Source organism: Paenibacillus sp. A3M_27_13, assembly GCF_024213315.1.
GTDB lineage: Bacteria > Bacillota > Bacilli > Paenibacillales > Paenibacillaceae > Paenibacillus > Paenibacillus polymyxa_B.
In genome coordinates this window covers 578,285-602,104 of record NZ_JANAVE010000001.1, presented here as the reverse complement: position 1 = coordinate 602,104, position 23,820 = coordinate 578,285, and the positions used below count along the sequence as shown (strand labels likewise).

At 46.9% G+C, this 23,820-nt stretch carries 28 protein-coding genes; 25 read left to right on the top strand and 3 right to left on the bottom strand.

All coding sequences use genetic code 11. The features are described 5' to 3' along the window. Window positions 1-92: 92 nt before the first annotated feature. The 3 genes from mntR (at window position 93) to NLX82_RS02845 (ending at window position 3,482) form a co-directional block, all read left to right on the top strand. Complete coding sequence (mntR, locus tag NLX82_RS02855; RefSeq protein ID WP_007430946.1) at window positions 93-518, top strand: transcriptional regulator MntR; 426 nt, start codon at window positions 93-95, stop codon at window positions 516-518. Between the two features lie 136 nt (window positions 519-654). Continuing rightward, on the top strand, window positions 655-2,397 hold the full coding sequence (locus NLX82_RS02850) for a family 10 glycosylhydrolase (RefSeq protein WP_069079991.1): 1,743 nt from the start codon (window positions 655-657) through the stop codon (window positions 2,395-2,397). A gap of 95 nt (window positions 2,398-2,492) precedes the next feature. Next, window positions 2,493-3,482 (top strand): patatin-like phospholipase family protein, encoded by a 990-nt coding sequence (locus NLX82_RS02845; RefSeq protein WP_069079990.1) that lies wholly within the window; start codon window positions 2,493-2,495, stop codon window positions 3,480-3,482. A 117-nt stretch (window positions 3,483-3,599) separates the two neighbouring features. On the opposite strand, the gene NLX82_RS02840 is transcribed toward NLX82_RS02845, so the two are convergent. The 3 genes from NLX82_RS02840 to NLX82_RS02830 form a co-directional block, all read right to left on the bottom strand. After that, a complete protein-coding gene (locus NLX82_RS02840; RefSeq protein WP_023989265.1) occupies window positions 3,600-3,920 on the bottom strand; it encodes a hypothetical protein in 321 nt (106 codons plus the stop codon). A 7-nt stretch (window positions 3,921-3,927) separates the two neighbouring features. After that, on the bottom strand, window positions 3,928-4,920 hold the full coding sequence (locus tag NLX82_RS02835; protein ID WP_023989264.1) for a DUF1385 domain-containing protein: 993 nt from the start codon (window positions 4,918-4,920) through the stop codon (window positions 3,928-3,930). A gap of 250 nt (window positions 4,921-5,170) precedes the next feature. Beyond that, entirely contained in the window at window positions 5,171-6,172 is a 1,002-nt protein-coding gene (locus tag NLX82_RS02830) for an ABC transporter substrate-binding protein (protein WP_023989262.1), read from the bottom strand. 285 nt (window positions 6,173-6,457) lie between these two features. Between NLX82_RS02830 and NLX82_RS02825 the strand changes: the two genes are divergently transcribed. The 22 genes from NLX82_RS02825 to NLX82_RS02720 all read left to right on the top strand — a co-directional run bounded on the left by NLX82_RS02825 (window position 6,458) and on the right by NLX82_RS02720 (window position 23,764). Further along, window positions 6,458-7,039: a YqhR family membrane protein gene (locus NLX82_RS02825; protein ID WP_023989261.1), complete on the top strand. Its 582-nt coding sequence runs from the start codon at window positions 6,458-6,460 to the stop codon at window positions 7,037-7,039. 81 nt (window positions 7,040-7,120) lie between these two features. Beyond that, entirely contained in the window at window positions 7,121-8,194 is a 1,074-nt protein-coding gene (locus tag NLX82_RS02820) for a M24 family metallopeptidase (protein WP_053325698.1), read from the top strand. A gap of 33 nt (window positions 8,195-8,227) precedes the next feature. Then, window positions 8,228-8,785 carry an elongation factor P gene (gene efp / locus NLX82_RS02815; protein ID WP_023989259.1) on the top strand — a complete coding sequence of 186 codons (558 nt, stop codon included), beginning with the start codon at window positions 8,228-8,230 and terminating at the stop codon, window positions 8,783-8,785. Window positions 8,786-8,982: 197 nt separating this feature from the next. Continuing rightward, the gene (locus NLX82_RS02810; protein WP_254347459.1) at window positions 8,983-10,236 is read left to right on the top strand and encodes an aspartate kinase; all 1,254 of its coding nucleotides are present in this window, start codon (window positions 8,983-8,985) and stop codon (window positions 10,234-10,236) included. 411 nt (window positions 10,237-10,647) lie between these two features. Continuing rightward, complete coding sequence (gene spoIIIAA / locus NLX82_RS02805) at window positions 10,648-11,643, top strand: stage III sporulation protein AA (RefSeq protein WP_023989257.1); 996 nt, start codon at window positions 10,648-10,650, stop codon at window positions 11,641-11,643. Continuing rightward, window positions 11,636-12,154: a stage III sporulation protein SpoIIIAB gene (spoIIIAB, locus tag NLX82_RS02800; RefSeq protein ID WP_023989256.1), complete on the top strand. Its 519-nt coding sequence runs from the start codon at window positions 11,636-11,638 to the stop codon at window positions 12,152-12,154. The genes spoIIIAA and spoIIIAB overlap by 8 nt, the downstream gene beginning before the upstream one ends. A 12-nt stretch (window positions 12,155-12,166) precedes the next feature. Next, window positions 12,167-12,370, top strand: coding sequence for a stage III sporulation protein AC (spoIIIAC, locus tag NLX82_RS02795; protein ID WP_010345636.1), 204 nt, complete (start codon window positions 12,167-12,169; stop codon window positions 12,368-12,370). Window positions 12,371-12,378: 8 nt separating this feature from the next. Then, entirely contained in the window at window positions 12,379-12,768 is a 390-nt protein-coding gene (gene spoIIIAD / locus NLX82_RS02790; RefSeq protein WP_013310826.1) for a stage III sporulation protein AD, read from the top strand. A 12-nt stretch (window positions 12,769-12,780) separates the two neighbouring features. Beyond that, window positions 12,781-13,971: a stage III sporulation protein AE gene (spoIIIAE, locus tag NLX82_RS02785; RefSeq protein WP_023989255.1), complete on the top strand. Its 1,191-nt coding sequence runs from the start codon at window positions 12,781-12,783 to the stop codon at window positions 13,969-13,971. A 39-nt stretch (window positions 13,972-14,010) separates the two neighbouring features. Then, window positions 14,011-14,781 (top strand): stage III sporulation protein AF, encoded by a 771-nt coding sequence (gene spoIIIAF, locus NLX82_RS02780; RefSeq protein WP_023989254.1) that lies wholly within the window; start codon window positions 14,011-14,013, stop codon window positions 14,779-14,781. A 16-nt stretch (window positions 14,782-14,797) separates the two neighbouring features. Then, window positions 14,798-15,439, top strand: a complete 642-nt coding sequence (gene spoIIIAG / locus NLX82_RS02775; RefSeq protein ID WP_023989253.1) for a stage III sporulation protein AG — start codon at window positions 14,798-14,800, stop codon at window positions 15,437-15,439. 62 nt (window positions 15,440-15,501) lie between these two features. Next, the gene (locus NLX82_RS02770; protein WP_023989252.1) at window positions 15,502-16,326 is read left to right on the top strand and encodes a SpoIIIAH-like family protein; all 825 of its coding nucleotides are present in this window, start codon (window positions 15,502-15,504) and stop codon (window positions 16,324-16,326) included. A 138-nt stretch (window positions 16,327-16,464) separates the two neighbouring features. After that, window positions 16,465-16,956: an acetyl-CoA carboxylase biotin carboxyl carrier protein gene (accB, locus tag NLX82_RS02765; RefSeq protein WP_023989251.1), complete on the top strand. Its 492-nt coding sequence runs from the start codon at window positions 16,465-16,467 to the stop codon at window positions 16,954-16,956. A gap of 61 nt (window positions 16,957-17,017) precedes the next feature. Next, window positions 17,018-18,361, top strand: coding sequence for an acetyl-CoA carboxylase biotin carboxylase subunit (gene accC, locus NLX82_RS02760; RefSeq protein ID WP_023989250.1), 1,344 nt, complete (start codon window positions 17,018-17,020; stop codon window positions 18,359-18,361). Window positions 18,362-18,486: 125 nt separating this feature from the next. Further along, on the top strand, window positions 18,487-18,900 hold the full coding sequence (locus NLX82_RS02755; RefSeq protein ID WP_028540595.1) for an Asp23/Gls24 family envelope stress response protein: 414 nt from the start codon (window positions 18,487-18,489) through the stop codon (window positions 18,898-18,900). 73 nt (window positions 18,901-18,973) lie between these two features. Next, window positions 18,974-19,513, top strand: coding sequence for an alkaline shock response membrane anchor protein AmaP (amaP, locus tag NLX82_RS02750; protein WP_013310819.1), 540 nt, complete (start codon window positions 18,974-18,976; stop codon window positions 19,511-19,513). Between the two features lie 15 nt (window positions 19,514-19,528). Continuing rightward, window positions 19,529-19,762: a DUF2273 domain-containing protein gene (locus NLX82_RS02745; protein WP_023989248.1), complete on the top strand. Its 234-nt coding sequence runs from the start codon at window positions 19,529-19,531 to the stop codon at window positions 19,760-19,762. A 135-nt stretch (window positions 19,763-19,897) separates the two neighbouring features. Then, window positions 19,898-20,347, top strand: coding sequence for a transcription antitermination factor NusB (gene nusB, locus NLX82_RS02740; protein WP_013310817.1), 450 nt, complete (start codon window positions 19,898-19,900; stop codon window positions 20,345-20,347). A gap of 37 nt (window positions 20,348-20,384) precedes the next feature. Then, complete coding sequence (folD, locus tag NLX82_RS02735) at window positions 20,385-21,242, top strand: bifunctional methylenetetrahydrofolate dehydrogenase/methenyltetrahydrofolate cyclohydrolase FolD (protein WP_076264823.1); 858 nt, start codon at window positions 20,385-20,387, stop codon at window positions 21,240-21,242. Between the two features lie 12 nt (window positions 21,243-21,254). After that, entirely contained in the window at window positions 21,255-22,619 is a 1,365-nt protein-coding gene (xseA, locus tag NLX82_RS02730) for an exodeoxyribonuclease VII large subunit (protein WP_076264824.1), read from the top strand. After that, window positions 22,609-22,869 carry an exodeoxyribonuclease VII small subunit gene (gene xseB / locus NLX82_RS02725; RefSeq protein WP_013310814.1) on the top strand — a complete coding sequence of 87 codons (261 nt, stop codon included), beginning with the start codon at window positions 22,609-22,611 and terminating at the stop codon, window positions 22,867-22,869. Before xseA ends, xseB begins: the two co-directional genes overlap by 11 nt. After that, window positions 22,841-23,764: a polyprenyl synthetase family protein gene (locus tag NLX82_RS02720; RefSeq protein WP_068941553.1), complete on the top strand. Its 924-nt coding sequence runs from the start codon at window positions 22,841-22,843 to the stop codon at window positions 23,762-23,764. The genes xseB and NLX82_RS02720 overlap by 29 nt, the downstream gene beginning before the upstream one ends. Window positions 23,765-23,820: the final 56 nt, after the last annotated feature.

Below are 23,820 nucleotides of genomic sequence, written 5' to 3'. Positions count from 1 at the left end.
GGGCAATGATAACATGTATCATTACATAGTAGGTTTAACGCAGGAAATGAAGGCGGTAAGCGCCCGTTCAATAACAGAAAAGAGGGAAACAAGTGCCAACGCCAAGCATGGAAGATTATTTGGAACGCATTTACCAACTGATTGATGAGAAGGGTTATGCTCGTGTCTCGGATATCGCAGAGGGGTTAGAGGTGCATCCTTCGTCCGTCACCAAAATGATTCAGAAGTTGGATAAGGACGATTATCTTGTATATGAGAAATATCGGGGACTGATTTTGACACCGAAAGGGAAAAAGGTCGGCAAACGGTTGGTTGATCGCCATCAGTTATTAGAGCAATTTCTGGATATGATTGGGGTTGACAAGGACCTAATATATAAAGATGTGGAAGGTATTGAGCATCATTTGAGCTGGGATTCCATCACCCGTATCGAAACATTGGTTGAGTATTTTCGTCGGGATGAAGATCGCTTGCGCCAGCTTCATGACATACACAAGGAATTGAGTGGAGATTCCTAAAAGCATCTGTCCTTACGGACGATGCTTTTTTATTTGTCCCGACCGCAACAAATATCCGGTTATTAGCGTCTATCCATTATATAGCAGGACAAGATAGGGGTTAAAATTAACAGGGTTAGCGGAGGATTGTAATAATATGAATCGAAAGAAAATAGTGGCATTGGCTGCTGGCCTACTCTTAGCAGTGCAGACTGCCATCGTTCCTGGAGTTCAAGCAGCTCCAACTGGTAATATTGAAATTATATTGGACGGACAGTCCCTGCAAAGTGACGCGTCACCGTATATTGTACAGGGAGCCAATGTTACGATGGTTCCTTTGCGAGTGATTAGTGAGGGATTGGGCGCTCAGGTCAACTGGTCGGAATCGTCCGGTACGGTAACGATTACAGCACAGAACAAAAATATATCTATGGAGAACGGTGCACAAAGCGCTACGGTGAATGGCAAGTCAGTTCGACTGGATGCATCTGCCCGTATGACAAGCGGGAGAGTCATGGTGCCTCTGCGTTTTGTTGGGGAAGAGTTGGGATTAAAAGTGGATTGGCAAGCTTCAGAGCGAGTTATTACGTTAAGCAGTGGTAAGGAAGGTGTCTCTACTGGCGGGAACACTTCTGCAGGAAGCAGCGGCTCTATATCAGATACGCCTGCATCTGGCAATCAGGAGAGTGTAAGTACAGATCAGGGAGCCATCGATGATGAGCAGGCGGTTGTCACTTCACCGTCAACGTCTACTAGTGAGGACGGTTCAAGTTCTTCACAGGCAAATGTTGTTCAGGTAAAGGCTTCAACTTCCATGCGTGGAGCATGGATTTCTACCATTAACGGAGATTGGCCTTCTTCCGCTGCCCGAAGCAGCTCAGAGAAGCAAAAGCAGGAGTTTACTAAAATGCTCGATGATTTGCAGGGGATGGGCATCAATGCGGTATTTGTTCAGGTTCGTGCCAGCGGTGATGCGCTCTATCCATCGAGTCTTGTACCATGGAGCAAGTATTTGACCAACACCCAAGGTAAAAATCCAGGCTACGATCCCTTGAAATTTATGATTAGCGAATCGCATAAGCGAGGGATGGAATTCCATGCCTGGTTTAATCCGTTCCGTGCGAATTCTACAGGAACAACCAGCGGTTTGGCTGCAAACCATGTGGCTAATCAACATCCGGACTGGATTGTTAAGAATGGTAGCCAATTGTACATCAATCCAGGAATTCCGGCTGCACGTCAGCATGTCATTGCGGCGATTATGGAGGTCGTGAGCGGATATGATATTGACGGCGTCCATTTGGACGATTATTTTTATCCTTACAGCGGGACTTTTGATGATGATGCGACCTTTAAAGCATATAATGCCAACAAAATCTCTAACAAGGGCGACTGGCGGAGAGATAATGTGAACAGTTTTGTTCGAGATTTGGGCAAAAGCATTCATGCCAGCAAGTCAAAAGTTCAATTCGGGATTAGTCCATTTGGGGTATGGCGTAACAAATCTCAGGACTTAACGGGTTCAGACACGAAGGCAGGCGTTACAGCGTATGATACGACGTTTGCGGATGTAAGAACCTGGATTAACAAAGAATGGATTGATTATGTAGCTCCACAAATTTACTGGAGTATCGGTTTCCCGGCGGCGGGATATGACAAGCTTGTCGCATGGTGGTCCAATGAGGTCAAAAACTCAGATGTTAAGCTGTATATCGGTCATTCTCCTTATAAGATCGGCACCCCTGAAAAGGGCTGGCAAACGGCTCAAGAGCTAATTAAGCAGCTTGAACTGAACGAAGATTATAAACAGGTCAAAGGGGATATTTACTTTAGTGCACAGCATTTGCGTAAAAATCCATACGGACTCATTCAGCTTCTTCAAAATTATTATCAAATGTGATATAAATTGGATCATATAGGTTCTATTTGGGCCTCCGTTCTCATACATAAGCAGTAGAACTGCTTACTCCCAAGAGAACGGAGGTTTTTTGATCTATGCTGATCAATGCTGTGTTCCAGGGTGGAGGGGTTAAGGGAATTTCGCTGGCGGGTGCAGTTAAGGCTGCGGAGGAGCATGGAATTGTATTCAATCGTTTGGCAGGTACATCATCAGGTGCTATTGTAGCTGCTTTATTGGCTGCGGGATACTCTGCGGATGAAATGAAAGCCGTAATTGAGAAAACCCCCTTGGTCAAGTTGTTACGACGTTCTCCAGTGTTCAATATTAAGTGGGTTGGACCAGCAACTCGTATCTTTCTTAAAAAAGGGCTCTACTCAGGGGAGGCACTGGAGCACTGGGTACGTGAGCTGTTACGAGCTAAGGGAGTGCGTACGTTCGCGGATTTACCTCCTGGCAAACTGCGCATTATTGCATCAGATATCACGAATGGACGCATTCTGGTGCTTCCTGAGGATATCAAACGTTTTGGTATCAATCCCTCTTCACTGGAGGTAGCTAAAGCCATTCGGATGAGCACAAGTATCCCTTATTTTTTTGATCCTGTTATGTTAAGGCTTGATTCTGCACTTGCCAAGGGAAAGACTTTTTCTCAGCAATTTGTATTTGTAGTTGATGGGGCTTTACTAAGCAATTTGCCGTTGTGGCTTTTTGATGAGCCTGTAAATGAACGTGAGGCCAAAACGATTCCAACGGTAGGGTTTCAAATGGTGGGCAAAACGGGGACGGAGACCAAAGTTTCTTATATACGGGGTCCATTGACCATGCTGCAGGCTATTTTTGATACCATGCTATCAGCACACGATGAACGATATATTGAGCAGGAGAATCGGTATCGGACGATTAAAATTCCAACATTGGGTATCCGCACTGCACAATTTAACATTTCTACAGAGCAAAGTGATTTGTTGTATGCTTCCGGTGTGCAGGCAGGGGATGCTTTTTTCCACAAATGGAGCATCACTTCTTACCAGCAGCAGTATAGCAAGTACCAATTGATGAAGGATACCATGTACGCTATGAAATAAACACTAACTCGCAGTTAAAGTTAATTTAAAAGGGTGTAAAAAAGGAGCCTCTTCCCGGTCATATTTGAATACGCGGGTGATGGCTCCTTTCTGCTACATTTTAAAGGATGATTATCATTAATGATATTTAGGTTGTTCTTCTTCATTTTTGCCCTTGGAACCTTCAATTACATGAAAAGGATACGCTTTGCGCTTGCCTGTAGTCTGCTGCTTACGTGCGTTGGCTGTTTTGGCCATGGTGCGCACAGAGGGTTTGATTTTGGGAGTACGATTGCGTTGCCCTGGCAGGTATTTGTATAGCAGAAATATAACTGCAAAAACAAGGACGGGAATTAGTAAACTCATGAGAAAGCCCCAGCTTCCTCTCCATAGCATATCCACAATCCCATATGCACCCAAAGCAAGGGTAAGCCAGAAAATAACGGCATGTCTGTTCATTATTCACTCATCCTTTCACAGGATCAAGGACCGGACTGTTGAAGGTCTCCTTTACAGGTACGTTTTCCAACTCAGCATCCAATTCAAGCATACGCTTAAATGAGGCAATGGATACCTCCACTTGATCATCAGTCGGTTCTTTGGTGGTAAGTAGTTGCAGCCACAGACCGGGGTAACCTAAATAACGAAGTACCGGAATTTCACGAAGAGCATTGGTCAGCTTGAGAAATTCAAAAGAAAGCCCCAGTACGATCGGAAGCAGTAGAAGCCGTTGCCCCATGCGCTCCCACAGATTATCGTAGGTAAATAGGGAATAGACAAGTACTCCGATGATCACGGTCAGCATAATAAAGCTACTACCGCAGCGGTAATGCAGACGGCTGTATTTTTGTACATTGGCCGGGGTTAGTTCTTCCCCTGCTTCGAATGCTGTAATTACTTTATGCTCTGCGCCGTGATATTGAAACAGTCGCTTAATTAACGGAGTTTGGGAAATACTCCACAAATAAGCCAGTAGCAGAATCAGCTTAATAGCTCCTTCTGCGAGGTTATGCAAAATTTGGCTGTGAAACAAGCTTCCGAACAGGAAATTCTCTACAATAACCGGAACGAGAGTCAATACAATTTTGCCAAACAGGAATGACAAAATACCGACTGCCGCCACACCGATCATCATACTCAGACTCCAGCGAGATTCTTCTTTTTTCTTTTGCTCAGCGCGTTCTTCCGGATCTACTTCATCATCAGCATACGCATCGGCTGAATAGTTTAAATGCTTGGTACCCTTGGCGCTGGAGTCGATGATGCTTACAATCCCCCGCAATAAAGGAATTCTGCGGAATTTGGATACCCAGGATTGCTCCTTGCGTGGTACTTCCAAATATGTGATTTCGCCAGTTTTGCGGCGAACTGCCGTGACATTGACACGCTTGCCGCCGAACATGACACCTTCAATGACTGCCTGACCGCCGTAGCTCACAGGCTTGGATGCTTGTGACAACCGTCTCACCTCTCTTAATACATGCTTTTTTGTATATTGTATCGAATTTGGAAGGGAATATCTAGTTAGATGAAACTGAGTGTAGTAATTAGGCCACTCCAAGCTAAGATTCTGCTTTTAACGGAGAAGGTAGAAATTCTTATCGTGGAGAAAGCTCATGCCACAGGCTTATAAAAAAAGCATTTATGGAGCTCAGACTGCTCACATAAATGCTACTCATTATAAAACCGAATGAATATTTGGAGACAACTTATTGCGTAATTGCCCCGACAACCTGGTCAACCAGCCCTTTTGAAGAGAGGGGGCCGCCAAATGTCCATGTCGTACCGCTCAGTGAATAGGTACGTTTTTCTTTAACGAAATTTAGACCATTCCAGACCGAATTATTTTTCATGGGTGCGCCGAAAACATTATCGTCCGGCTGAACAATATAGATAAAGTTGCTGTCCTGAACGGCAGACAGAGCTTCAATGCCTACGGTTGAAAAGCCATACTGTTCAACTTTGCTCGGTTTCCAATCGTTAATCATGCCGATCTTCGCCAGTGTTGCCACGACGACTGAGTTATCTGAAAACATACGAAGGCTGGCCGCATTTTGCGAAGTGAAAGCCTGTGTCAGTATATAATGATAATCCGACTTGCCAGCAGCGGTGAGCTTTTCTTTGGCTTCAGCATAATGCTGATCCAGTTCGGCAAGCACCTGCTTAGCTTTGTCTTCTTTTCCAAGAGCACCTGCGATGCTATTAAAAATTTCTACCATTTTATCATGATCGTAGCCGTTACCATCGTTCAGATTATATTCGATCGTTGGAGCGATGGCCTTGAGTTGCTCATAGATAGCCTCATTTCCATCAACATTTGAAATGATCAGATCCGGCTTCAATGCAGCAATCGCTTCCAGATTCGGCTCGTTACGCGTGCCGACATCGACCACGCTACTATCGAGAGCCGCCTCCGGTGTCACGTACACCTTGTAGTTGGCATTGTCTGCATTACCAACCGGCTGAACGCCCAGCGCAATCAAATCCTCTGTAAATGTCCATTCCAGCACTACGACACGCTGTGCGGGCTTGTTGAGCGTGACCTCACCACGATTATGCTTTACCGTCACAGGACCAGTCGCTGTGTCAGTCGGTTTGCTACCCGACGTGGCTGTCTGATCTTTATCCGATGCTTTGTCGGCTGCTCCGCAACCTGCCAGAGTGAGCGTAAAAACCATTAACAATAAAATCCCGATTAATCCCTTTTTCATAGAAGCGTTCTCCCGTATATATGTTTTTAGGAAATGATAATGATTATCATTTTCATCATTATATTATGATAGAGGATTGAAATTTTGTCAATGTAAAAAACGGGTCCGTACCCTCAATTGGAAAGCTGCCATTATTCAGCATTCCTGTTCATTGTTAAACTATTCCCCCTTGGAGCATACTACCTAGCAAAATGGAATGCAGAATCCGATGGACGTACATGCATTTCCGATTGCAATTGTCTTTACGATGGGAAAAGTTTGCATATTGAAAGGGGATTAAACAACATGAGTGAAACCTACTCTATACCCAAGATAGGACATGAACAGGAGCAGTCTCGCGGATCTCAGGATCAACGTCATCATAACGACAGTGGTAGAGGCAGGCAGCAGTCAGGCAAAATACATACGCCTCTCATTCCTTTTGCACTTGAGTTGGGTTTTTTTGCGGGTTTACTCTGGGGATTGCTGCGCTGGCTGTTTTATAAGTTGCACTTTACGGTAGTAGCGCCTGGCTTTCTCGCAGAGCCTTTTTTCAAGCATTCGTTTATGAACACGATGGCGGGACATCTGGTAGGGCTACTTTTTTTTATTGGATTATCCGTCGTAGCTTCACTGGTGTACACTCTGTTGCTGCGCAGATTTAAGGGTCCTATACCAGGAATTGTGTATGGTCTGATTTGGTGGGTTGTTTTATTTGTATTAACAGGTCCTAAGCTAGGAATGATGAATGCTCCTGATCGGTTAACATGGAATTCCTTATATACGGAAATTTGTGTGTTTATACTGTGGGGACTATTTATCGGATATACCGTTGCTGTCGAGTATACGGATGAAAGAAAGCGCGAGCCTGAGAAAGCTGAGGGCTGAACGTAACAAAAACTTCTCAAGCGCCTATCCCCTGTGTTAAAATAGCATTTGGTTATTTGACAGAGGGGAGCGGAATGAAAGATGAAGAATGACCGGGTGTTAAAGCTGCGGCAGGCGCTGGGCGAGCATAATCTGCGGGCTATGCTAATTACTAGCCCTGTCAATCGTCGATATTTGACAGGCTTCACAGGTTCGGCGGGTTATGTGCTGATTACGGAATCCCATAGCTATTTGCTGACTGACTTTCGCTATATGACGCAAGCGACCGAACAAGCCGAAGGCTTCACGGTGGTGCAGCACGCTGCACAGGTCATGGAAACGGTGAAAGAATTGCTGTCTTCCCATCAGATCAGCGAAACAGGCTTCGAGCAAGACGCTGTAACTGTTGCGACGCATAAAGCTTATAGCGAAGATTTGTCACCTATTTCACTGGTTCCAGTGTCGGGCATTGTGGAGAAGCTACGGGTGTACAAGGATGCAGAAGAGCTGGAAGTGATGCAGCGGGCAGCGGATTTGGCAGATGCTACATTTGCACACATTTTACCTTACATCAAGCCGGGTGTCAGCGAGCGTGAGCTGGATCTGGAAATGGAATTCTTCATGCGCAAGCAGGGAGCTACATCCTCTTCATTTGACACAATTGTGGCTTCCGGGGTTCGTTCGGCATTGCCTCATGGCGTAGCCAGTGCTAAGTTAGTACAAGCAGGCGAGCTAATTACGTTTGATTTTGGTGCGTTGCTGGATGGCTACTGCTCCGATTTGACACGTACAGTGGCTACACAAGGGGATTTAGCGCCTCAGTTGCGTGAGATCTACGATATTGTGCTTAAGGCGCAGCTTCACGCACTCGAACATATTAAGCCGGGCATGACAGGCCGTGAAGCGGATGCACTGACCCGGGATATTATTGCTGGCCATGGCTATGGAGACAATTTCGGTCACAGTACAGGTCATGGTCTGGGTCTGGAAGTACATGAATCTACACGCCTGTCTAAGGCAAGCGATGATATTCTGGAGCCGGGCATGGTTGTAACGGTCGAGCCAGGTATTTATGTGCCTGGATTGGGCGGTGTACGGATCGAGGATGATATCGTTATTACAGATAGCGGCATCAAGGTATTAACACATTCGAGCAAAGAATTTACAGTCGTTTAATAACGATAACAGTCCTGTAGGAGGGGTATTTTAGTGATTAACGTTAATGATTTTAAAACAGGATTGACCGTCGAGGTAGACGGAGATATTTTTACGGTGCTGGATTTCCAACACGTAAAACCGGGTAAAGGTGCGGCATTCGTGCGCTCCAAGCTTAAAAACCTGCGTAACGGCAACACTGTTGAACGTACATTCCGTGCGGGTGAAACGATCGGCCGCGCGCAAATTGAAAACCGTGGTGTGTCTTACCTCTATGCGAGCGCAGACGAGCATACATTCATGGATAACGAAACCTACGATCAATTCACACTTTCCAGCGATCAACTGAAATGGGAACTTAACTTCCTGCAAGAAAACATGAATGTAAACATCATTAGCTATAATGGTGAAATTCTCGGGATTAACCTGCCTAACAGCGTAGAGCTGAAGGTTATTGACACTGAGCCGGGTATTAAAGGTAACACCGCTACAGGTGCTACTAAAAATGCAAAAGTTGAAACAGGGCTGAACGTTCAGGTTCCATTGTTTATCAACCAGGACGACGTATTGCTGATTGATACACGCGATGGTAAATACATTTCCCGCGCATAAATTTTGCAGCTTTTAGATTTCCTCTGTCCTTGTTAAGGGCAGGGGATATTTTTATAAGCACTAATATTAAAAAACAATGGCTCCGTACAGCACTTTCGTATTATACTGTACTAAAGTTATGCCGCAGGATGTCACGTTCAAGTCGTTTGGTGCCATCTCAAGGTTACATACTGTTGAGTCTGAGGGAGTGAATATCGTTGTCTTTGTATGTCATGAAATTCGGAGGCAGTTCCGTCGGTGACACGGAGCGCATGAAACGCGTGGCAAAACGCGTTGTGGAGAAACAGAGTGAAGGGCATCAATGTGTAGTGGTCGTTTCCGCAATGGGAGACACGACAGACGAACTGATTGACCAGGCCAAATTGTTGAATGAGCAGTTGCCTGCACGTGAGCTGGATATGTTGATGACGACAGGTGAGCAAATTTCAATCGCCTTGTTGTCGATGGCTATTCAGCAGTTGGGTCATGAAGCGGTATCGTTTACGGGATGGCAGGCTGGTTTCCGTACTGAATCTGACTTTGGTCGAGCACGGATTACGGATATTCAACCTCAGCGTGTGCTGGATGCACTGAGCAGCAACAAGATCGTTGTTGTAGCTGGTTTCCAAGGGATGTCTGCAGAGGGAGACATTACGACGCTGGGACGTGGTGGATCTGATACGACGGCGGTTGCGCTGGCGGCGGCGATTCAAGCGGACGCCTGTGAAATTTACACGGATGTGGACGGCATATATTCAACAGATCCACGGATCGTGAAGGTTGCTCGTAAGTTAAAAGAAATTTCTTATGATGAAATGCTGGAATTAGCTAATTTGGGTGCAGCTGTATTGCATCCTCGTGCGGTAGAATATGCCAAACATAACCGGGTACCGCTGATTGTGCGGTCCAGTTTTAACCATAATGAAGGAACGGTCGTAAAGGAGGATGCAGTAATGGAACAAGGCGTTGTAGTCAGTGGGATTGCATATGATAAAAATGTAGCAAGAATCAGTATTTTAGGCGTCGCCGATATCCCCGGTGTACTGGCGAAAGTATTTGGAACACTGGCGGTAGCCAAAATTGATGTAGACATTATTGTACAGAGCGGGGTTGAAGCTGGTAAAGCGGATTTCTCCTTTACAGTAGCTCTGACGGATCGTGAAGCAGCACTGAAGACGCTGGAAGGTATTCGTGGAGAGCTTCCGTACCGTGAAGTAACGTCTGAGGAAAACCTGGTGAAGGTGTCCATTGTAGGTGCAGGAATGGTTAGCCATCCGGGTGTTGCTGCGCAAATGTTTGCCGTACTGGCAGAGCAAGGCGTTAGCATTAAAATGGTAAGCACATCTGAGATCAAAGTATCGTGTGTAATTGAAGCAGGTAAACTTCATGAGGTTATTCAGGCGTTGCATACAGCTTATAACCTGGACACCGAGGAGCAAGCGTTTGTGGGTGGACCGCAGGACCGTCGTTAATAACTGCAACGTGAGATCTAGACACTGAATATGTCTAATGTGAACGATGCTTATGATAGGTAAAGGTTGATACAGGCCCTCTATTTATAGTTTGATAAATCATAGAATATAGCAGTAGGTTAAGAGGTTGTTCCATCAGCGAGAGTTAGACTGAGGGGCAGCCTCTTTTTTTGCTGAATCTATCTTTTCTACCCAAGGGTATCCCTTAGCTGACAAGGCTTTGAGAGGCCCTTTTTTATTTGTGCGAATTAGAGAATGGTGCTTAAACAAGCGGGAGAAAGGTCTGTTGAGTGTTGATAGGAGTTAGCAAAAGTTTGCCTAGGTTTTCAATATATTTTCGGCATAAAAAGCGAGAGTCAACCATAGACTTGTCTTAAAGAAAAAGGACAACTGTGAGGGGGCGGCATCGGTATGGAATGGCTGGAGTTATTTCCCGAACCGTTGCACGGTATACTCGGAAGGCTTCCAGAAACGGTATTTAAGCAACTGGAAGAAATCCGGGTCAGGGAAGGAAGGCCGTTGGAAATTAATGCAAATGGTGATCATCATTTTGTAACGTCTGCTGGTCGGCTGACTTTGAACCATGTGGAAGCCTATAAGCCTGACCGTGAGGATGCCCACCGACTGCTGGATTTTATCAGCAATCATTCCCTGTATACCATGGAAGAGGAGCTTCGTAAAGGGTTTATTACGATCCCTGGCGGTCATCGTATTGGCTTGGCAGGGAGAACCGTGCTCAACCGAGGACGAGTGGAGCATTTGAGGGATATAAGCAGCTTTAATGTAAGAATTGCTCGTGCAATTCCCGGCATAGCTGATCGGATATTGCCTTATGTAGCAGATCGAATGTCCGGGAAAATCCGGCACACCCTCATTTTGTCCCCTCCTCAGCATGGCAAAACGACACTGCTTAGGGACTTGGCTCGGCAACTCAGTTACGGAGGGATGGAAAGCAACGGAGGGCGACGGAATGGACTCAAGGTAGGCATTATAGACGAACGCTCTGAGATCGCTGGTAGTCACAAAGGTATCCCCGGTTTTGATGTCGGGCCTCGCACCGATGTATTGGACGGATGTCCGAAAGCAGAAGGCATGATGATGATGATCCGCTCGATGTCACCGGATGTCCTCATTGTTGATGAAATCGGACGACCGGAAGATGCGGAGGCGGTGCGCGAAGCGCTTCATGCAGGCATTGCAGTCATTGCTTCCGCACATGGTCGCGATGTGGCTGAAATGGCGACCCGGTCTGCGTTTGCTGGATTAACTACAGGACAAGAGCTGTTTCAACTCTACGTCATGCTGGAGCGGACGAGCCGGGGCGTCTCATTTCGGCTGGCAGATGCCAAGCAGCGCAGGCTTACACTGCCTGGAGAAGGGCAGAATGGGGGCATCTCCTATGCTTAAGCTGCTGGGTGCAGCCTTGGTTATACTGGCCGCTACGCTGGCAGGCTGGCAGCGGGCAAGGCAGTTTGCGATGAGGCCGCGGCAAATCAGGGAGTTGATTCTTGCGCTGCAAAGATTGACCACCGAGGTTTCCTACGGGGTGTCTCCGCTACCAGATGCTTTCGCCAAGACAGGAGAGCCCTTGCGAGAGCCGCTGCGCACTCTGTTTCAGCAAGCCTCACGCTGGATGCACCCCTCTTTTGGCCTGACTGCCAGAGAAAGCTTGCATAAAGCTATTGAAGACTCGTGGAACCGTTCCTCTATGAAGCAAGCCGAGAAGGAAGCGATGCGGCAGCTTGCTTACAGTCTTGGAACCAGCGACCGTGAAGACCAGATCAAGCACATTGCGCTGACCATCCAACAGTTATCCCATGAGGAAGCGCAGGCGCAGGCAGATCAGGTGAGGTACGAGCGTATGAGCAGGAGCCTGGGACTGCTGATCGGAGCATTGATCGTCATTTTGATCTATTAGCGGGGTGCTCGAATGAATTTAGAAGTGAACGCAATTTTCCAGATTGCCGGAATTGGCATTATTATCGCTATGATTCATACCGTATTAAAGCAAATGGGCAAAGAAGACATGGCCCACTGGGTAACGGTCATTGGTTTCGTCGTGGTCCTGTTCATGGTGGTGCGAATGCTGGATAACCTTCTGCAAGAGATCAAATCTATCTTTCTTTTTCAGTAGGTGGACACATGGAAATCATTCAGGTGGTGGGCTTCGCCCTCATTGCCACAGTCCTCATTTTAGTCATTAAGGAACAGAAGCCGATGTTTGCCTTTTTGATTGCAACAGCTGCGGGAATCGTCATTTTTTTGCTGCTGATTGGCAAGATCGGATCTGTGGTTGCTGTACTGGAGCGACTGGCCCGGTCTTCAGGCATGGATATGATCTATTTTAAAACCGTATTGAAAATAATCGGTATCGCTTATATTGCTGAATTTGGAGCGCAAATCGTTCGGGATGCAGGACAAGACGGGATTGCTTCCAAAATTGAGCTTACCGGAAAGGTACTCATTATGGTGCTCGCAATCCCGATTATCAGCATTATTATTGATACCATTCTGAAGCTGATGCCCGCCTGAGGGGGTGATGCCATGAAAAGGCTAGGGGGCATGCCGAATCTCAAAGTAATTGCAATGTTGCTGCTATGTCTCTGGTGTGCCTCAGCTGCGGTCCTCTTTGCAGATACACCGACAAACGAATGGATCAGACAGCAGGCGGAGCAAATGCCCAAAGATGAAGTAGAACATTATTGGGACGGGCTCATGCAGCAATACGGCGGATTTTTCCCTGATCAGAAAACGCCTTCCTTCATGGACATGCTGCTTCCAGGCGGTGAAGGGTTCAGCATAAAGGGTGTATTGAGCGCTATAGCTGATTTTTTCATCCATGAAATCCGGGTAAATGCCAAGTTGCTCGTCACCATCGTCATGCTCAGCATTATGAGTATGGTGCTGGAAACGCTGCAAAGTGCTTTTGAAAGCAAACAGGTCAGCAAAGTGGCCTACGCTATCGTATACATGGTCATTATCATTCTGGCGATTAATAGCTTTAGTGTAGCGATTGGTTATGCCAAAGAAGCGATTGATAGCATGATTCACTTCATGATGGCAATGTTGCCTTTGTTGTTTACCATGTTAGCCTCGATGGGTAACGTCGTAACAGTTTCGGTGACCCACCCGCTGATTGTATTTATGATCAACACAGTCGGAACAGTCATTCATACGCTGGTTTTCCCGCTACTGTTTTTCTCGGCTGTGCTCTACTTGGTCAACTCGCTGACAGGCAAATACAAACTGACCCAGCTAGCCGATCTGTTGCGGAACGCTGGAGTAGCAGTGCTGGGAGTGTTGCTGACCATATTTCTAGGAGTCATTTCGGTACAAGGCTTGACATCGTCAGTTACTGACGGATTAACGATCCGCACAGCCAAATATATTACAGGTAGCTTTGTTCCGGTGGTCGGCAAGGCGTTGGCAGATGCGACAGATACAGTCATTTCGGCTTCGCTGCTCGTTAAAAATGCCATTGGTCTGGTAGGAGTCATTATTATTTTGTTCCTGTGCGCATTTCCTGCTCTCAAGATTCTGACACTGGCTCTCATTTATAAAGTGACAGCAGCGATCATGCAGCCTTTGGGTGATACGCCTATTGTGGAATGTCTCGATGCGATCGGCAAGAGCATGATTTATGTTTTCGCGGCACTGGCGGCAGTGGGTTTAATGTCCTTCCTTGCGATTACAATCATGCTCGCAGCAGGAAATATGACGGTCATGATGAGGTGAACCAATGCACGTAAACCAACAAGGGGGGAGGGGAGTGACGTGACCTGGCTGGGAGGTTGGCTTAAGGAACTGGTGCTAATCGTGTTGCTGGCTTCTTTTGTCGATATGATCTTACCGAGCCGATCTATGGAAAGGTATGTCAAACTCGTTCTCAGCCTGCTTATTCTGCTGACGTTGCTGTCTCCGGTCGTGCGCTTACTGAGCAGCAGCCCCTCCGAGGTTTTAGGGCGAGCATTGGATCTTCAACGTCAGGCTGAGACAGGCAAGAGGGAACCGACATTGGAGGAGATTTTGGCAAAAGGCAGCCAGTTAAAGCAACAGCAAGAACAAAGCTCCATGCAATGGGCTGGCAAAGAGGTAGCTAAGGAAATGAAAGGACAATTGGAACAGTATACTGGGTTAGCAATTCAGTCGGTCCAGGTTACCCTTGCAAAGATTCAACAGAAGGAATCGGGGCTGGAGGCAGGAACGGGTGTCCAGTCGGTAGTGGTCAAATTGGCGGAGCAGCAGCCAGAAAAAGAAAAGAAAAACACAGACGTCTCGCCTGGTGCAGATGCTAAGCCGATTATGGTGGAGCCTGTGGCCGAAAAGACAGTGAATATTCGTGTGGAGCCGACACATACAAAAACTTCAGATTTTAATGAAGGAACGCGAGAAGATGATCGTAATCCTGATAAAACTGCTGAGGACGGAAAACCAACGGATACGAAAGCTTTTGACTTAATTACAGGACTTCTACGTGAAAAATGGGGGATAGACAGCAAAAATGTTCAGGTGGTTTCTTCGCAGGATGGAACACATGAATGGTAACAGGAGGTGAGCAGAAATGAGCAAATGGCTGAAAAAGCTGGAGCGATGGCTGGGTGGAGGGGCGGATGGGGCGAAAAGATTCAACTCATTTCGTTGGCTGCTTATACTTGGCCTTATCGGTGTAGCGATCATGCTTTTTAATTCATTCGTTAATGTGAAAAAGGTCGATCCAGAAAACGTAGGGCGTGAGCCGCCTGGCGTGATGAAAAATGAGCCTACATTAGAGACAACAACAGGTGAAGAAAGTTCCTTTGCCGGGATCGAGAAGGTTTTTGAGGACAATATGAAACAGATGCTGGAGCAGATTGTTGGCGTAGGAACCGTCGATGTCATGGTTACGGTAGATTCCACCGAAGAAGTTATCGTTCAACGCAATGTAAAAGATATGCAGGAAGAGAACAACGAGACGGACGCCAATGGTGGACAACGGCACACTACTCAATATACACGTGATGGCGAGATTGTCACCTATGAGTCATCAGGTGGTCAGCACACCCCGATTGTGACAAAAAAAGTAAAACCGCAGGTGAGGGGAGTGCTTGTTGTGGCTATGGGGGCAGAAAACCCTACAGTGAAGCAGCTAATTGTCGATGCTGTACAGAAGGGACTAAATGTACCTTCCTACAAAATTTCAGTCGTACCGCGCAAGCAGGGATAATATGGAATTGAGGAACAAAGAAGTTTATATTTTAAACCATTAATGAATATGGAGGACGGAACATGAATAATAAAAGACAAACCGTTTGGCTGGTGTCCATGCTGAGTTTAATGGTCGTGCTGTCTGCGTATTATTTGTTTACGGAGGACTCGAGCCCTGCAAATCCACCAGTAGCCGATAGTGAGCAAGTGAGCAAGGTTAAGCAGGATGCCGCACAGGAAGCAACGACGAAGGCAGAGGAACAATTGAACGAACTGAAGGTAAATGAAGTAGTGACGAATGGAGAAGTAACTGATGGAGCATCGGCAACTTCTACAAAGTCGGATACGGCTTCCACAACTGATCCAACAACGGAAAACTCAAAAGGCGATAAAGATACGGCAGCTGCCCCTACTACTGAACCGGCGACATCCGATCAAAACACAACTGCGACTAAAACGGACGCGACAGCACAAAGTGACGACAAAGCAACCTCTACAGCCAAAACCGACCAGCAGGTACTGGATCAAGTGGCAACCGATCAAGCTGCCCAACCTACAGCAGCAGCAGTGATTGACAACTATTTGCTGGAACGGGATGTGGAAAATCAGAAGAAAAATGATGAACTGACTACCGCAATGAACGACAGCACACCAAAGAAAGCTGCTGAGGCTCAAAAGGAACTACATGTACTTGAAGATAAGCAGGCTAAAATTACTGGAATTGAAGAAGAGCTTCAGCAGCAGTTCGCCAATGCGGTCGTCCGTGAGGAAGATGCTGATAAATACAAAGTAGTGGTTCTGAGTGAAAAATTGGATGCTAAGCAAGCGGTAACAATTGTCGATAAAGTCATGAAGGAACTGAATGTAACGCAGGATAAGATCAGTGTCCAGTATGTTACACAATAAGACAAAAAACGCGAAAAAGCCCGGATTTCTGCATTATTCCGGGCTCTTTCTATTTTTAATGATTGTGATATAATACATAAAGCTGTTTCAACAATGTTATCAGCAACCGGCAAAATGCTGAAGGAGTGATTAATAGAGATGTTTAAATTAAGCGAGATTAAGGAATTGATCAAGCTGGTGGATGAAACGTCTGTGCATGAGCTTGAAATTGAAAATGAAGGAACTCGCCTGTTGATCCGGAAACCGGGCAAAAGCGAGATCGTTACGGTACAGGCTCCTGTGGCAACACCTGCTTATGCAGTGGCACCACAAGCTGTTATTCCAAATCCACAAGTACAGTCCGATGTTGGACTTGCAACTGCTGGGGAATCGAGGGAATATGCAAGCAATCTACATAAAATCGTATCTCCGATGGTAGGCACTTTCTATAGTTCTTCATCTCCGGATACGGCTCCGTATGTGAGTATCGGCAGCAAAGTGGGCGAAAAAACAACGGTATGTATCATTGAAGCGATGAAGCTGATGAACGAGCTGGAAGCTGAAGTGAAGGGCGAAATTGTGGAAATTTTGGCCGAAAACGGACAGTTGGTCGAGTATGGCCAGCCATTGTTCCTTGTGAAACCGGAGTAAAAAGCTTGTTTGAACCCTCTTTTGAGGGTTCGGCAAGACTACTCCCAGGGAGGATAAAGTCATGACATTTCAAAAAGTATTGATTGCGAATCGTGGAGAAATTGCGGTTCGTATCATTCGCGCTTGCCGCGAAATGAATATTTCGACAGTTGCCGTATATTCGGAAGCTGACAAGGATTCGTTACATGTGCGTCTCGCAGATGAGGCTTACTGTATCGGACCGACACTATCTAAGGACAGCTACCTTAATTTTACGAATCTGATGAGCGTTGCTACATTGACTGAATGTGATGCCATTCATCCAGGTTACGGATTTTTGGCGGAAAACGCAGACTTCGCTGAAATTTGCGAATCGTGTAATATTACGTTTATTGGTCCTTCTCCTGAAGCCATTAACAAAATGGGAGATAAGGCCGTAGCCAAGCAGACCATGAAGGATGCCGGAGTTCCGGTTATTCCGGGTTCAGACGGGCTGGTTGAGGATTTGCAGGATGCGATCAGCATCGCACGTGATATCGGATATCCGGTAATTATCAAGGCCACAGCAGGTGGCGGAGGTAAAGGTATTCGTATCGCCGAAGATGAGGATAACCTCATTCAGCAAATCACTACCGCTCAGCAGGAGGCGCAAAAAGCATTTGGCAATGCGGGTGTCTACCTAGAAAAATACTTGACCGGTATGAAACACGTGGAAATACAGATCATAGCGGACAAGCATGGTAATGTTGCCCATTTGGGCGAACGGGACTGCTCTGTGCAGCGTCGTCGTCAGAAGTTATTGGAGGAAGCACCATGTCCTGTACTATCGCAGGATGTTCGTGAAGAAATGGGTCAGGCAGCTGTTCGTGCAGCTTTGGCCGTTCAATACTCTGGTGCAGGTACTCTCGAATTTTTGCTTGGCCCGGACAATAATTTCTATTTCATGGAAATGAATACACGTATTCAGGTAGAACATCCAGTAACAGAAATGATTACTGGTGTAGACCTGATTAAGGAAATGATTTCTGTCGCTGAAGGACATCCGCTTTCCTTTACGCAGGAAGAAGTCACCATCAATGGCTGGGCGATAGAGTGTCGTATTAATGCTGAGGATCCGGATCGTAATTTTATGCCTGCACCGGGTAAAATCGGATTTTATCTGCCTCCAGGCGGTCCTGGAGTACGGGTAGACAGCGCAGCATATCCAGGTTATAGCATTCCTCCTTATTATGACTCTATGATCGCCAAGCTGATTGTGTGGGCACCTACACGGCAAGATGCAATTGCCAAAATGAAGCGGGCTTTGTCTGAGTTTGCTATTGAGGGCATACCCACAACGATTTCTTTTCATCAGCGCTTGCTAGAGCATCCTACCTTTATTAAAGGCGATTTTGATATTAAATTTTTGGAGGAAAACGAAGTTTAATCGGTATATTTCCTCAGTTTGTCATAATGAACGCCAAATGATATAGTATGGATAATAAGTGAGCATGTCTGCTTTGAAATCCAAAGCTGGAATGAAACTTATTTTGACCGAAAGGTGTTGAAGGTATGAGCACAGTGCCAACCGAATTCGAACGTACAGAAATTGGGGAGATTCAAATTGCCCCAGAAGTTATTGAAGTCATTGCCGGACTGGCTACCGTTGAGGTACCGGGCGTTGCGGGAATGAGTGGCGGATTTGCTGGTGGGTTTGCCGAATTGCTAGGCCGCAAAAATTTATCTAAAGGTGTAAAAGTGGAAGTCGGACAGCGTGAAGCTGCTGTAGACGTCTCCGTCATTATTGAGTACGGTAACCGTCTGCCTGAGGTGGCTGCTGCTATTCAGCATAATGTTAAGCGTTCGATTGAGAACATGACAGGTCTTAACGTTGTTGAAGTGAACGTGCAAATTCATGATGTTCAATTCAAAAGTGCCGAAAAAGTAGAAGAGCCGGAAGTGCTGGGCGCCGGACGGGTTAAATAGAGCGATACTTTGTACAAACCCCCGACCCTTATGGGTCGAGGGTTTACTCTAATTTAAGGAGGCTGTGCGTTTCGTGGCTAAAGTTATGGACAGACTTCTGCTGTTCTTGTACAGCTTAAGTATCGGAATTATTTCCATTCTCGCCATCCTCCTCCTGAGCGGGGCCATTCCGTATGTTTTAAGTATTGAGGATGAGCGAGTGGTGTGGTTTACCAGCCTGATTATTGCAGGGGTTCTGTTGTTATTGAGTCTTCGTTTTTTTTATATCTCTATTCGACGGAACCAAACCGTACAGCATTCTATTGATCAACGAACGGAATATGGTGACATTCAGATTTCAGTGGACACCATTGAAAATTTGTGCCTCAAAGCAGCTTCCCGATTTCGCGGGATGCAGGATTTGAAAGCACGCGTTCGCGTGTTGGAATCGGGACTTGATATTACGATTCGGGCGGTTGTAGACGGGGAAAGCTCCATTCCGGTGTTAACCTCCGAGGTACAAAAGGGGGTACACGATCATGTGGAAGAAATTACAGGAATTCCTGTGTCCAATGTGTCGGTGTACATCGCTAATGTTTCTCAGTCACCCAGCTTTAAGAGTCGTGTGGAATAGAGGTGATTTTCCCTGATGCCCTGGAAAGAAATATGGGGAAGTTACAAGGGCCGGATCATGGGGATCACGGCTGGTATTTTTTTCGGTTTTATTTATTTGTGGGCAGGCTTTTGGAATATGTTGTTCTTTGCATTGATGGTGTTCATCGGATATACGCTAGGAAGACGTAGCGATTCAGCGCTTGGTTCATTCCTCCCTTGGAAGGAATGGGGCGATTGGTTGTCGCAGCGTTGGCGTCCTTTTAAATGAACCCTGTGATACGTGTTCTCCAAAATAGAGCTGTAGCTTCTTTGCGCCCAACGTTTTGGAGGATGCGTTCACAGGTTTTTTTGTGGAAATTGGTTAGAATGAAAAATAGATATAGGCAAGCGTAGGAGGCAGGGCATGAAAAGACGTCTGGCGAGGGAATTAGCGGTACAGAGTATGTACCATATGGAAATGAATGAAGTGGATGCGGCAGCAGCCGTGGACATGTTGCTTCAGGAAGCCGCTGAGGAAAACGAAGCGGAAGTTGTCGTTAAAAACGCGGCAGTTTTAAGAGCGTATGTTTTGGAGCATGTGCGGGGTACGTGGGAGCACAAGGAAGCCATTGATGGGCTGTTGGTGGATTATCTTAAAGGCTGGCAGATCAGCAGACTTTCACGTGTAGATCGTCAAATTTTGAGACTTGCGGCATATGAGATGATTTTCCGTGAGGATGTTCCAGCTAAGGTAGCTGTTAATGAAGCGATTGAATTGTCGAAGCACTTTGGTACCGAGGAATCCGGTAAATTTGTTAATGGTGTACTGGGACGAGTGATTCAAGAACTGGAGCAATTGAAAGCACGTTTTTAAGTAGAGACTACTGAATCAGGTTGGAGAGTGGATAAACATGTCAGCACCGATCATTGATGGTAAACAAATCTCTCAGGATATTCGCGCAAGCATTCAGCAAGAGGTCATTCGTCTGAAAGAGCACCGGTTTCAGCCGGGACTGGCTGTTGTATTGGTAGGCGAAGATCCCGCTTCGCAGGTATATGTTAAAAACAAGGAAAAGGCATGCCATGATCTCGGCTATTACTCAGAGGTTCACCGGTTAACAGCAGATACTTCGCAGGAAGCATTGCTGGAACTGGTGGACAAGCTGAACCATCAAAGTACTGTCCATGGAATTTTGGTACAACTGCCGTTGCCAAAGCATATTCATGAAAAAGCTGTCATTGACGCGATTGCAGTGGAGAAGGATGTGGATGGATTTCATCCGGTGAACGTAGGAAATTTGGTCATCGGTGACGATAGTCTATTGCCTTGTACTCCTGCTGGAGTCATTGAGTTAATCAAGCGTGCTGGAGTGGAGATAGCTGGTAAACATGCGGTAGTTATTGGTCGCAGTAATATCGTAGGCAAGCCAGTGTCTTTATTGTTGCAGCGTGAAAATGCTACGGTTACGATGTGCCACTCCCGTACAGCGAATATCGCGGATCTAAGTCGACAAGCGGATATCTTAGTCGTTGCGATCGGCAAAGCCAACTTTATTGATGCTTCGTTCGTGAAGCCCGGAGCGGTAGTGATAGATGTGGGGATGAACCGTCTGGAGAACGGAAAGTTGGCGGGGGACGTTGATTTTGAGAGCGTGAAGCAAGTGTCTGGTCCGATTACGCCTGTTCCCGGCGGAGTAGGCCCGATGACAATTACGATGCTGATGCAAAATACGCTTGTAGCGGCCAAGCGGTCGCACGGTTTGGCATAAGGGCAGCTGCCTGTGGCTGAACAACGTATTTACTCTATAAAGGACCTGAATCGTTATATCCGGATGAAACTGGAATCGGATCAGGTGCTGTCTGATGTATGGATACGCGGGGAAATTTCTAATTTTACGCATCATTCGAGTGGTCACATGTACTTTACGCTCAAGGATGAGGGGAGTCGCATACGTTCGATTATGTTTGCAACCCATAATCAGCGGCTCCCTTTCGTACCGAAAGAAGGTACGCGTGTTATTGCCCGGGGAAACGTATCCGTGTACGAACGAGATGGACAATATCAGTTTTATGCAACTCAAATGCAGCCTGACGGCATAGGAAGCCTTTATCTGGCTTACGAACAGCTCAAGCAAAAGCTGGATGCAGAGGGACTGTTTGATACTGCTCGTAAGCGTAATCTCCCTGCCCATCCGGCAACCATTGGCGTGATTACGTCACCGACCGGAGCGGCTGTGCGTGATATTATTACGACACTTCAACGGCGATACCCGCAGGCTGGAATTGTGTTGTATCCTGTGCTCGTACAAGGAAAAGGTGCCGCACCCTCGATAATCAAGGCAATTGAAGCTATGAATCGTATGCAAGAGGTTCAGGTGATGATCGTCGGACGGGGAGGTGGCTCGTTGGAAGAACTGTGGGCTTTTAATGAGGAAGCGGTTGCGCGCGCCATTTACGAATCGGTCATTCCGGTTATTTCGGCAGTTGGACACGAAACGGATTTTACTATTGCCGATTTTGTGGCTGACTTGCGTGCGGCAACGCCAACCGCAGCAGCCGAGTTGGCTGTGCCTAATCAGGCAGAGCTACGGGATCAGCTGCTCCAACGTGAGCAACGGTTGCGCAACGCCCTCCGGCAGCGGCTGGAAACCAGCCGTGAACGCTTGGCGAGGCTTCAGCGTTCACCAGTTCTGCTGCACCCACGCCGTTATATGCTACAGCATGCAGAGCGAATGGACATGCTGCATCAGCGGCTGATTCGCGCAGCGGGTAACCGTTCGCGTTTGAACGCAGAAAAGAACGCACGTATGCGTCAGGTACTAGAGCGGTTTAATCCGCGTGAACAAATTCGTTCGGCACGCAAGCAGACGGATATGGCGCAACGTCAGCTGGAGTCTGCGATGCGTGCTATTACGAAAACGGGACGGCAGCAGTTGCACACGGGAATTCGTCAGCTGGATGCGCTGAGCCCACTCAAAGTCATGGCCCGAGGCTATAGCTTGGTATACGATGAGCAGGAGAAACGGCTAATTAAGTCGCTCAAAGACGTACAGCCGGGAGATTCCATCAAGATTAAAGTAAGTGATGGGCAGTTGGACTGCCAAGTATGGGGAATGAAGGAGGACGCGAAGCACGGTGGCGAATGAAACGGAATTGAATTTTGAAGCGGCTATGGCCGCTCTTGAAGAAATTGTCGGACAACTGGAGCATGGAGACGTTCCTCTGGAGCAAGCCATTGATTTGTTCCAGCGGGGGATGAAGCTGTCTCAGCTTTGCAGTCAGAAGCTGGAGCAGGTTGAACGTAAAATTGAAATGATCGTGGAAGAGGATGGAGATTTGCGCAAGAAGCCTTTTGGCGGTGGATTGGATGAAAACGGCGGTGAAGGGCTTGAATAGACCGTCGTTCAAGGAATATTTGACCGGGACGACGGATGTAGTTTCATCCGCACTGATCGAGCAGTTCCCGGTCGATTGGAACATTCCCGCTGTTCTTCGAGAATCCATGAATTACTCACTTACCGCAGGCGGAAAACGGCTGCGGCCTCTGCTTGTGATCGCTGCTGCTGAAGCATTCGGTGGAAGTAGGGAAGCTGCGCTGCCAGTGGCATGTGCGGTAGAAATGGTACATACGTACTCCCTCATTCATGACGACTTGCCAGCCATGGATGATGATGATTATCGGCGAGGTAAGCTGACGAATCATAAGGTATACGGCGAGGCGGTTGCTGTCCTTGCGGGTGATGCTTTGTTGACCCATGCCTTTTACAGCATTGTGCAAGCAGGACGGCGTCACGGTGTTTCATCCGATGCGCTATTGTCCATTGTCGAGGATTTGTCCGAAATGAGTGGCGCGCGGGGCATGGTAGGCGGACAGGTTGCCGATATGTCAGGCGAGCAAGGAATGACGGGGATCGAGGAACTGGAATATATCCATCTTCATAAAACTGCTGATTTGATTATTTTCTCGCTCTTGGCAGGTGGACGGATTGGTGGGGCGGACAAGAGTCAATTAGAGGCGCTTCGCCGTTTTGGACGAGACTTGGGGCTGGCTTTTCAGATACAGGACGATATACTGGACCTCATAGGCGATGAGAGCAAAATGGGTAAGAAAACGCAAAGTGATGTTGAACAGGAGAAGGTTACCTATCCGTATTTCATTGGTATGGACGCATCTTTGCAGCAGGTGGAGAAACTCACCGCATCTGCTAAAAAAGTGATAACAGAGAGCGGTATTCCCGATTCTTCTCGTTTGCTGGAGATAGCCGATTACCTGATGAAGCGTGATCATTAGTTGCCTTAGAGCTGTTTTGACTTGTCTGCGTTTAAGCACAGTCAAAAAGTGTGATA

Excerpts from the sequence above, each read along its gene's own strand:
- NLX82_RS02830 (WP_023989262.1), bottom strand. The coding sequence starts at position 6,172 with ATGAAAAAGGGATTAATCGGGATTTTATTGTTAATGGTTTTTACGCTC.
- NLX82_RS02720 (WP_068941553.1), top strand. The coding sequence starts at position 22,841 with ATGAAAACGGCGGTGAAGGGCTTGAATAGACCGTCGTTCAAGGAATAT.
- spoIIIAE (WP_023989255.1), top strand. The coding sequence starts at position 12,781 with ATGAAAAGGCTAGGGGGCATGCCGAATCTCAAAGTAATTGCAATGTTG.
- spoIIIAD (WP_013310826.1), top strand. The coding sequence starts at position 12,379 with ATGGAAATCATTCAGGTGGTGGGCTTCGCCCTCATTGCCACAGTCCTC.
- NLX82_RS02770 (WP_023989252.1), top strand. The coding sequence starts at position 15,502 with ATGAATAATAAAAGACAAACCGTTTGGCTGGTGTCCATGCTGAGTTTA.
- NLX82_RS02845 (WP_069079990.1), top strand. The coding sequence starts at position 2,493 with ATGCTGATCAATGCTGTGTTCCAGGGTGGAGGGGTTAAGGGAATTTCG.
- spoIIIAB (WP_023989256.1), top strand. The coding sequence starts at position 11,636 with ATGCTTAAGCTGCTGGGTGCAGCCTTGGTTATACTGGCCGCTACGCTG.
- NLX82_RS02850 (WP_069079991.1), top strand. The coding sequence starts at position 655 with ATGAATCGAAAGAAAATAGTGGCATTGGCTGCTGGCCTACTCTTAGCA.
- nusB (WP_013310817.1), top strand. The coding sequence starts at position 19,898 with ATGAAAAGACGTCTGGCGAGGGAATTAGCGGTACAGAGTATGTACCAT.
- NLX82_RS02820 (WP_053325698.1), top strand. The coding sequence starts at position 7,121 with ATGAAGAATGACCGGGTGTTAAAGCTGCGGCAGGCGCTGGGCGAGCAT.
- spoIIIAG (WP_023989253.1), top strand. The coding sequence starts at position 14,798 with ATGAGCAAATGGCTGAAAAAGCTGGAGCGATGGCTGGGTGGAGGGGCG.
- NLX82_RS02840 (WP_023989265.1), bottom strand. The coding sequence starts at position 3,920 with ATGAACAGACATGCCGTTATTTTCTGGCTTACCCTTGCTTTGGGTGCA.
- NLX82_RS02755 (WP_028540595.1), top strand. The coding sequence starts at position 18,487 with ATGAGCACAGTGCCAACCGAATTCGAACGTACAGAAATTGGGGAGATT.
- NLX82_RS02745 (WP_023989248.1), top strand. The coding sequence starts at position 19,529 with ATGCCCTGGAAAGAAATATGGGGAAGTTACAAGGGCCGGATCATGGGG.
- spoIIIAC (WP_010345636.1), top strand. The coding sequence starts at position 12,167 with ATGAATTTAGAAGTGAACGCAATTTTCCAGATTGCCGGAATTGGCATT.
- NLX82_RS02825 (WP_023989261.1), top strand. The coding sequence starts at position 6,458 with ATGAGTGAAACCTACTCTATACCCAAGATAGGACATGAACAGGAGCAG.
- spoIIIAA (WP_023989257.1), top strand. The coding sequence starts at position 10,648 with ATGGAATGGCTGGAGTTATTTCCCGAACCGTTGCACGGTATACTCGGA.
- accB (WP_023989251.1), top strand. The coding sequence starts at position 16,465 with ATGTTTAAATTAAGCGAGATTAAGGAATTGATCAAGCTGGTGGATGAA.
- folD (WP_076264823.1), top strand. The coding sequence starts at position 20,385 with ATGTCAGCACCGATCATTGATGGTAAACAAATCTCTCAGGATATTCGC.
- accC (WP_023989250.1), top strand. The coding sequence starts at position 17,018 with ATGACATTTCAAAAAGTATTGATTGCGAATCGTGGAGAAATTGCGGTT.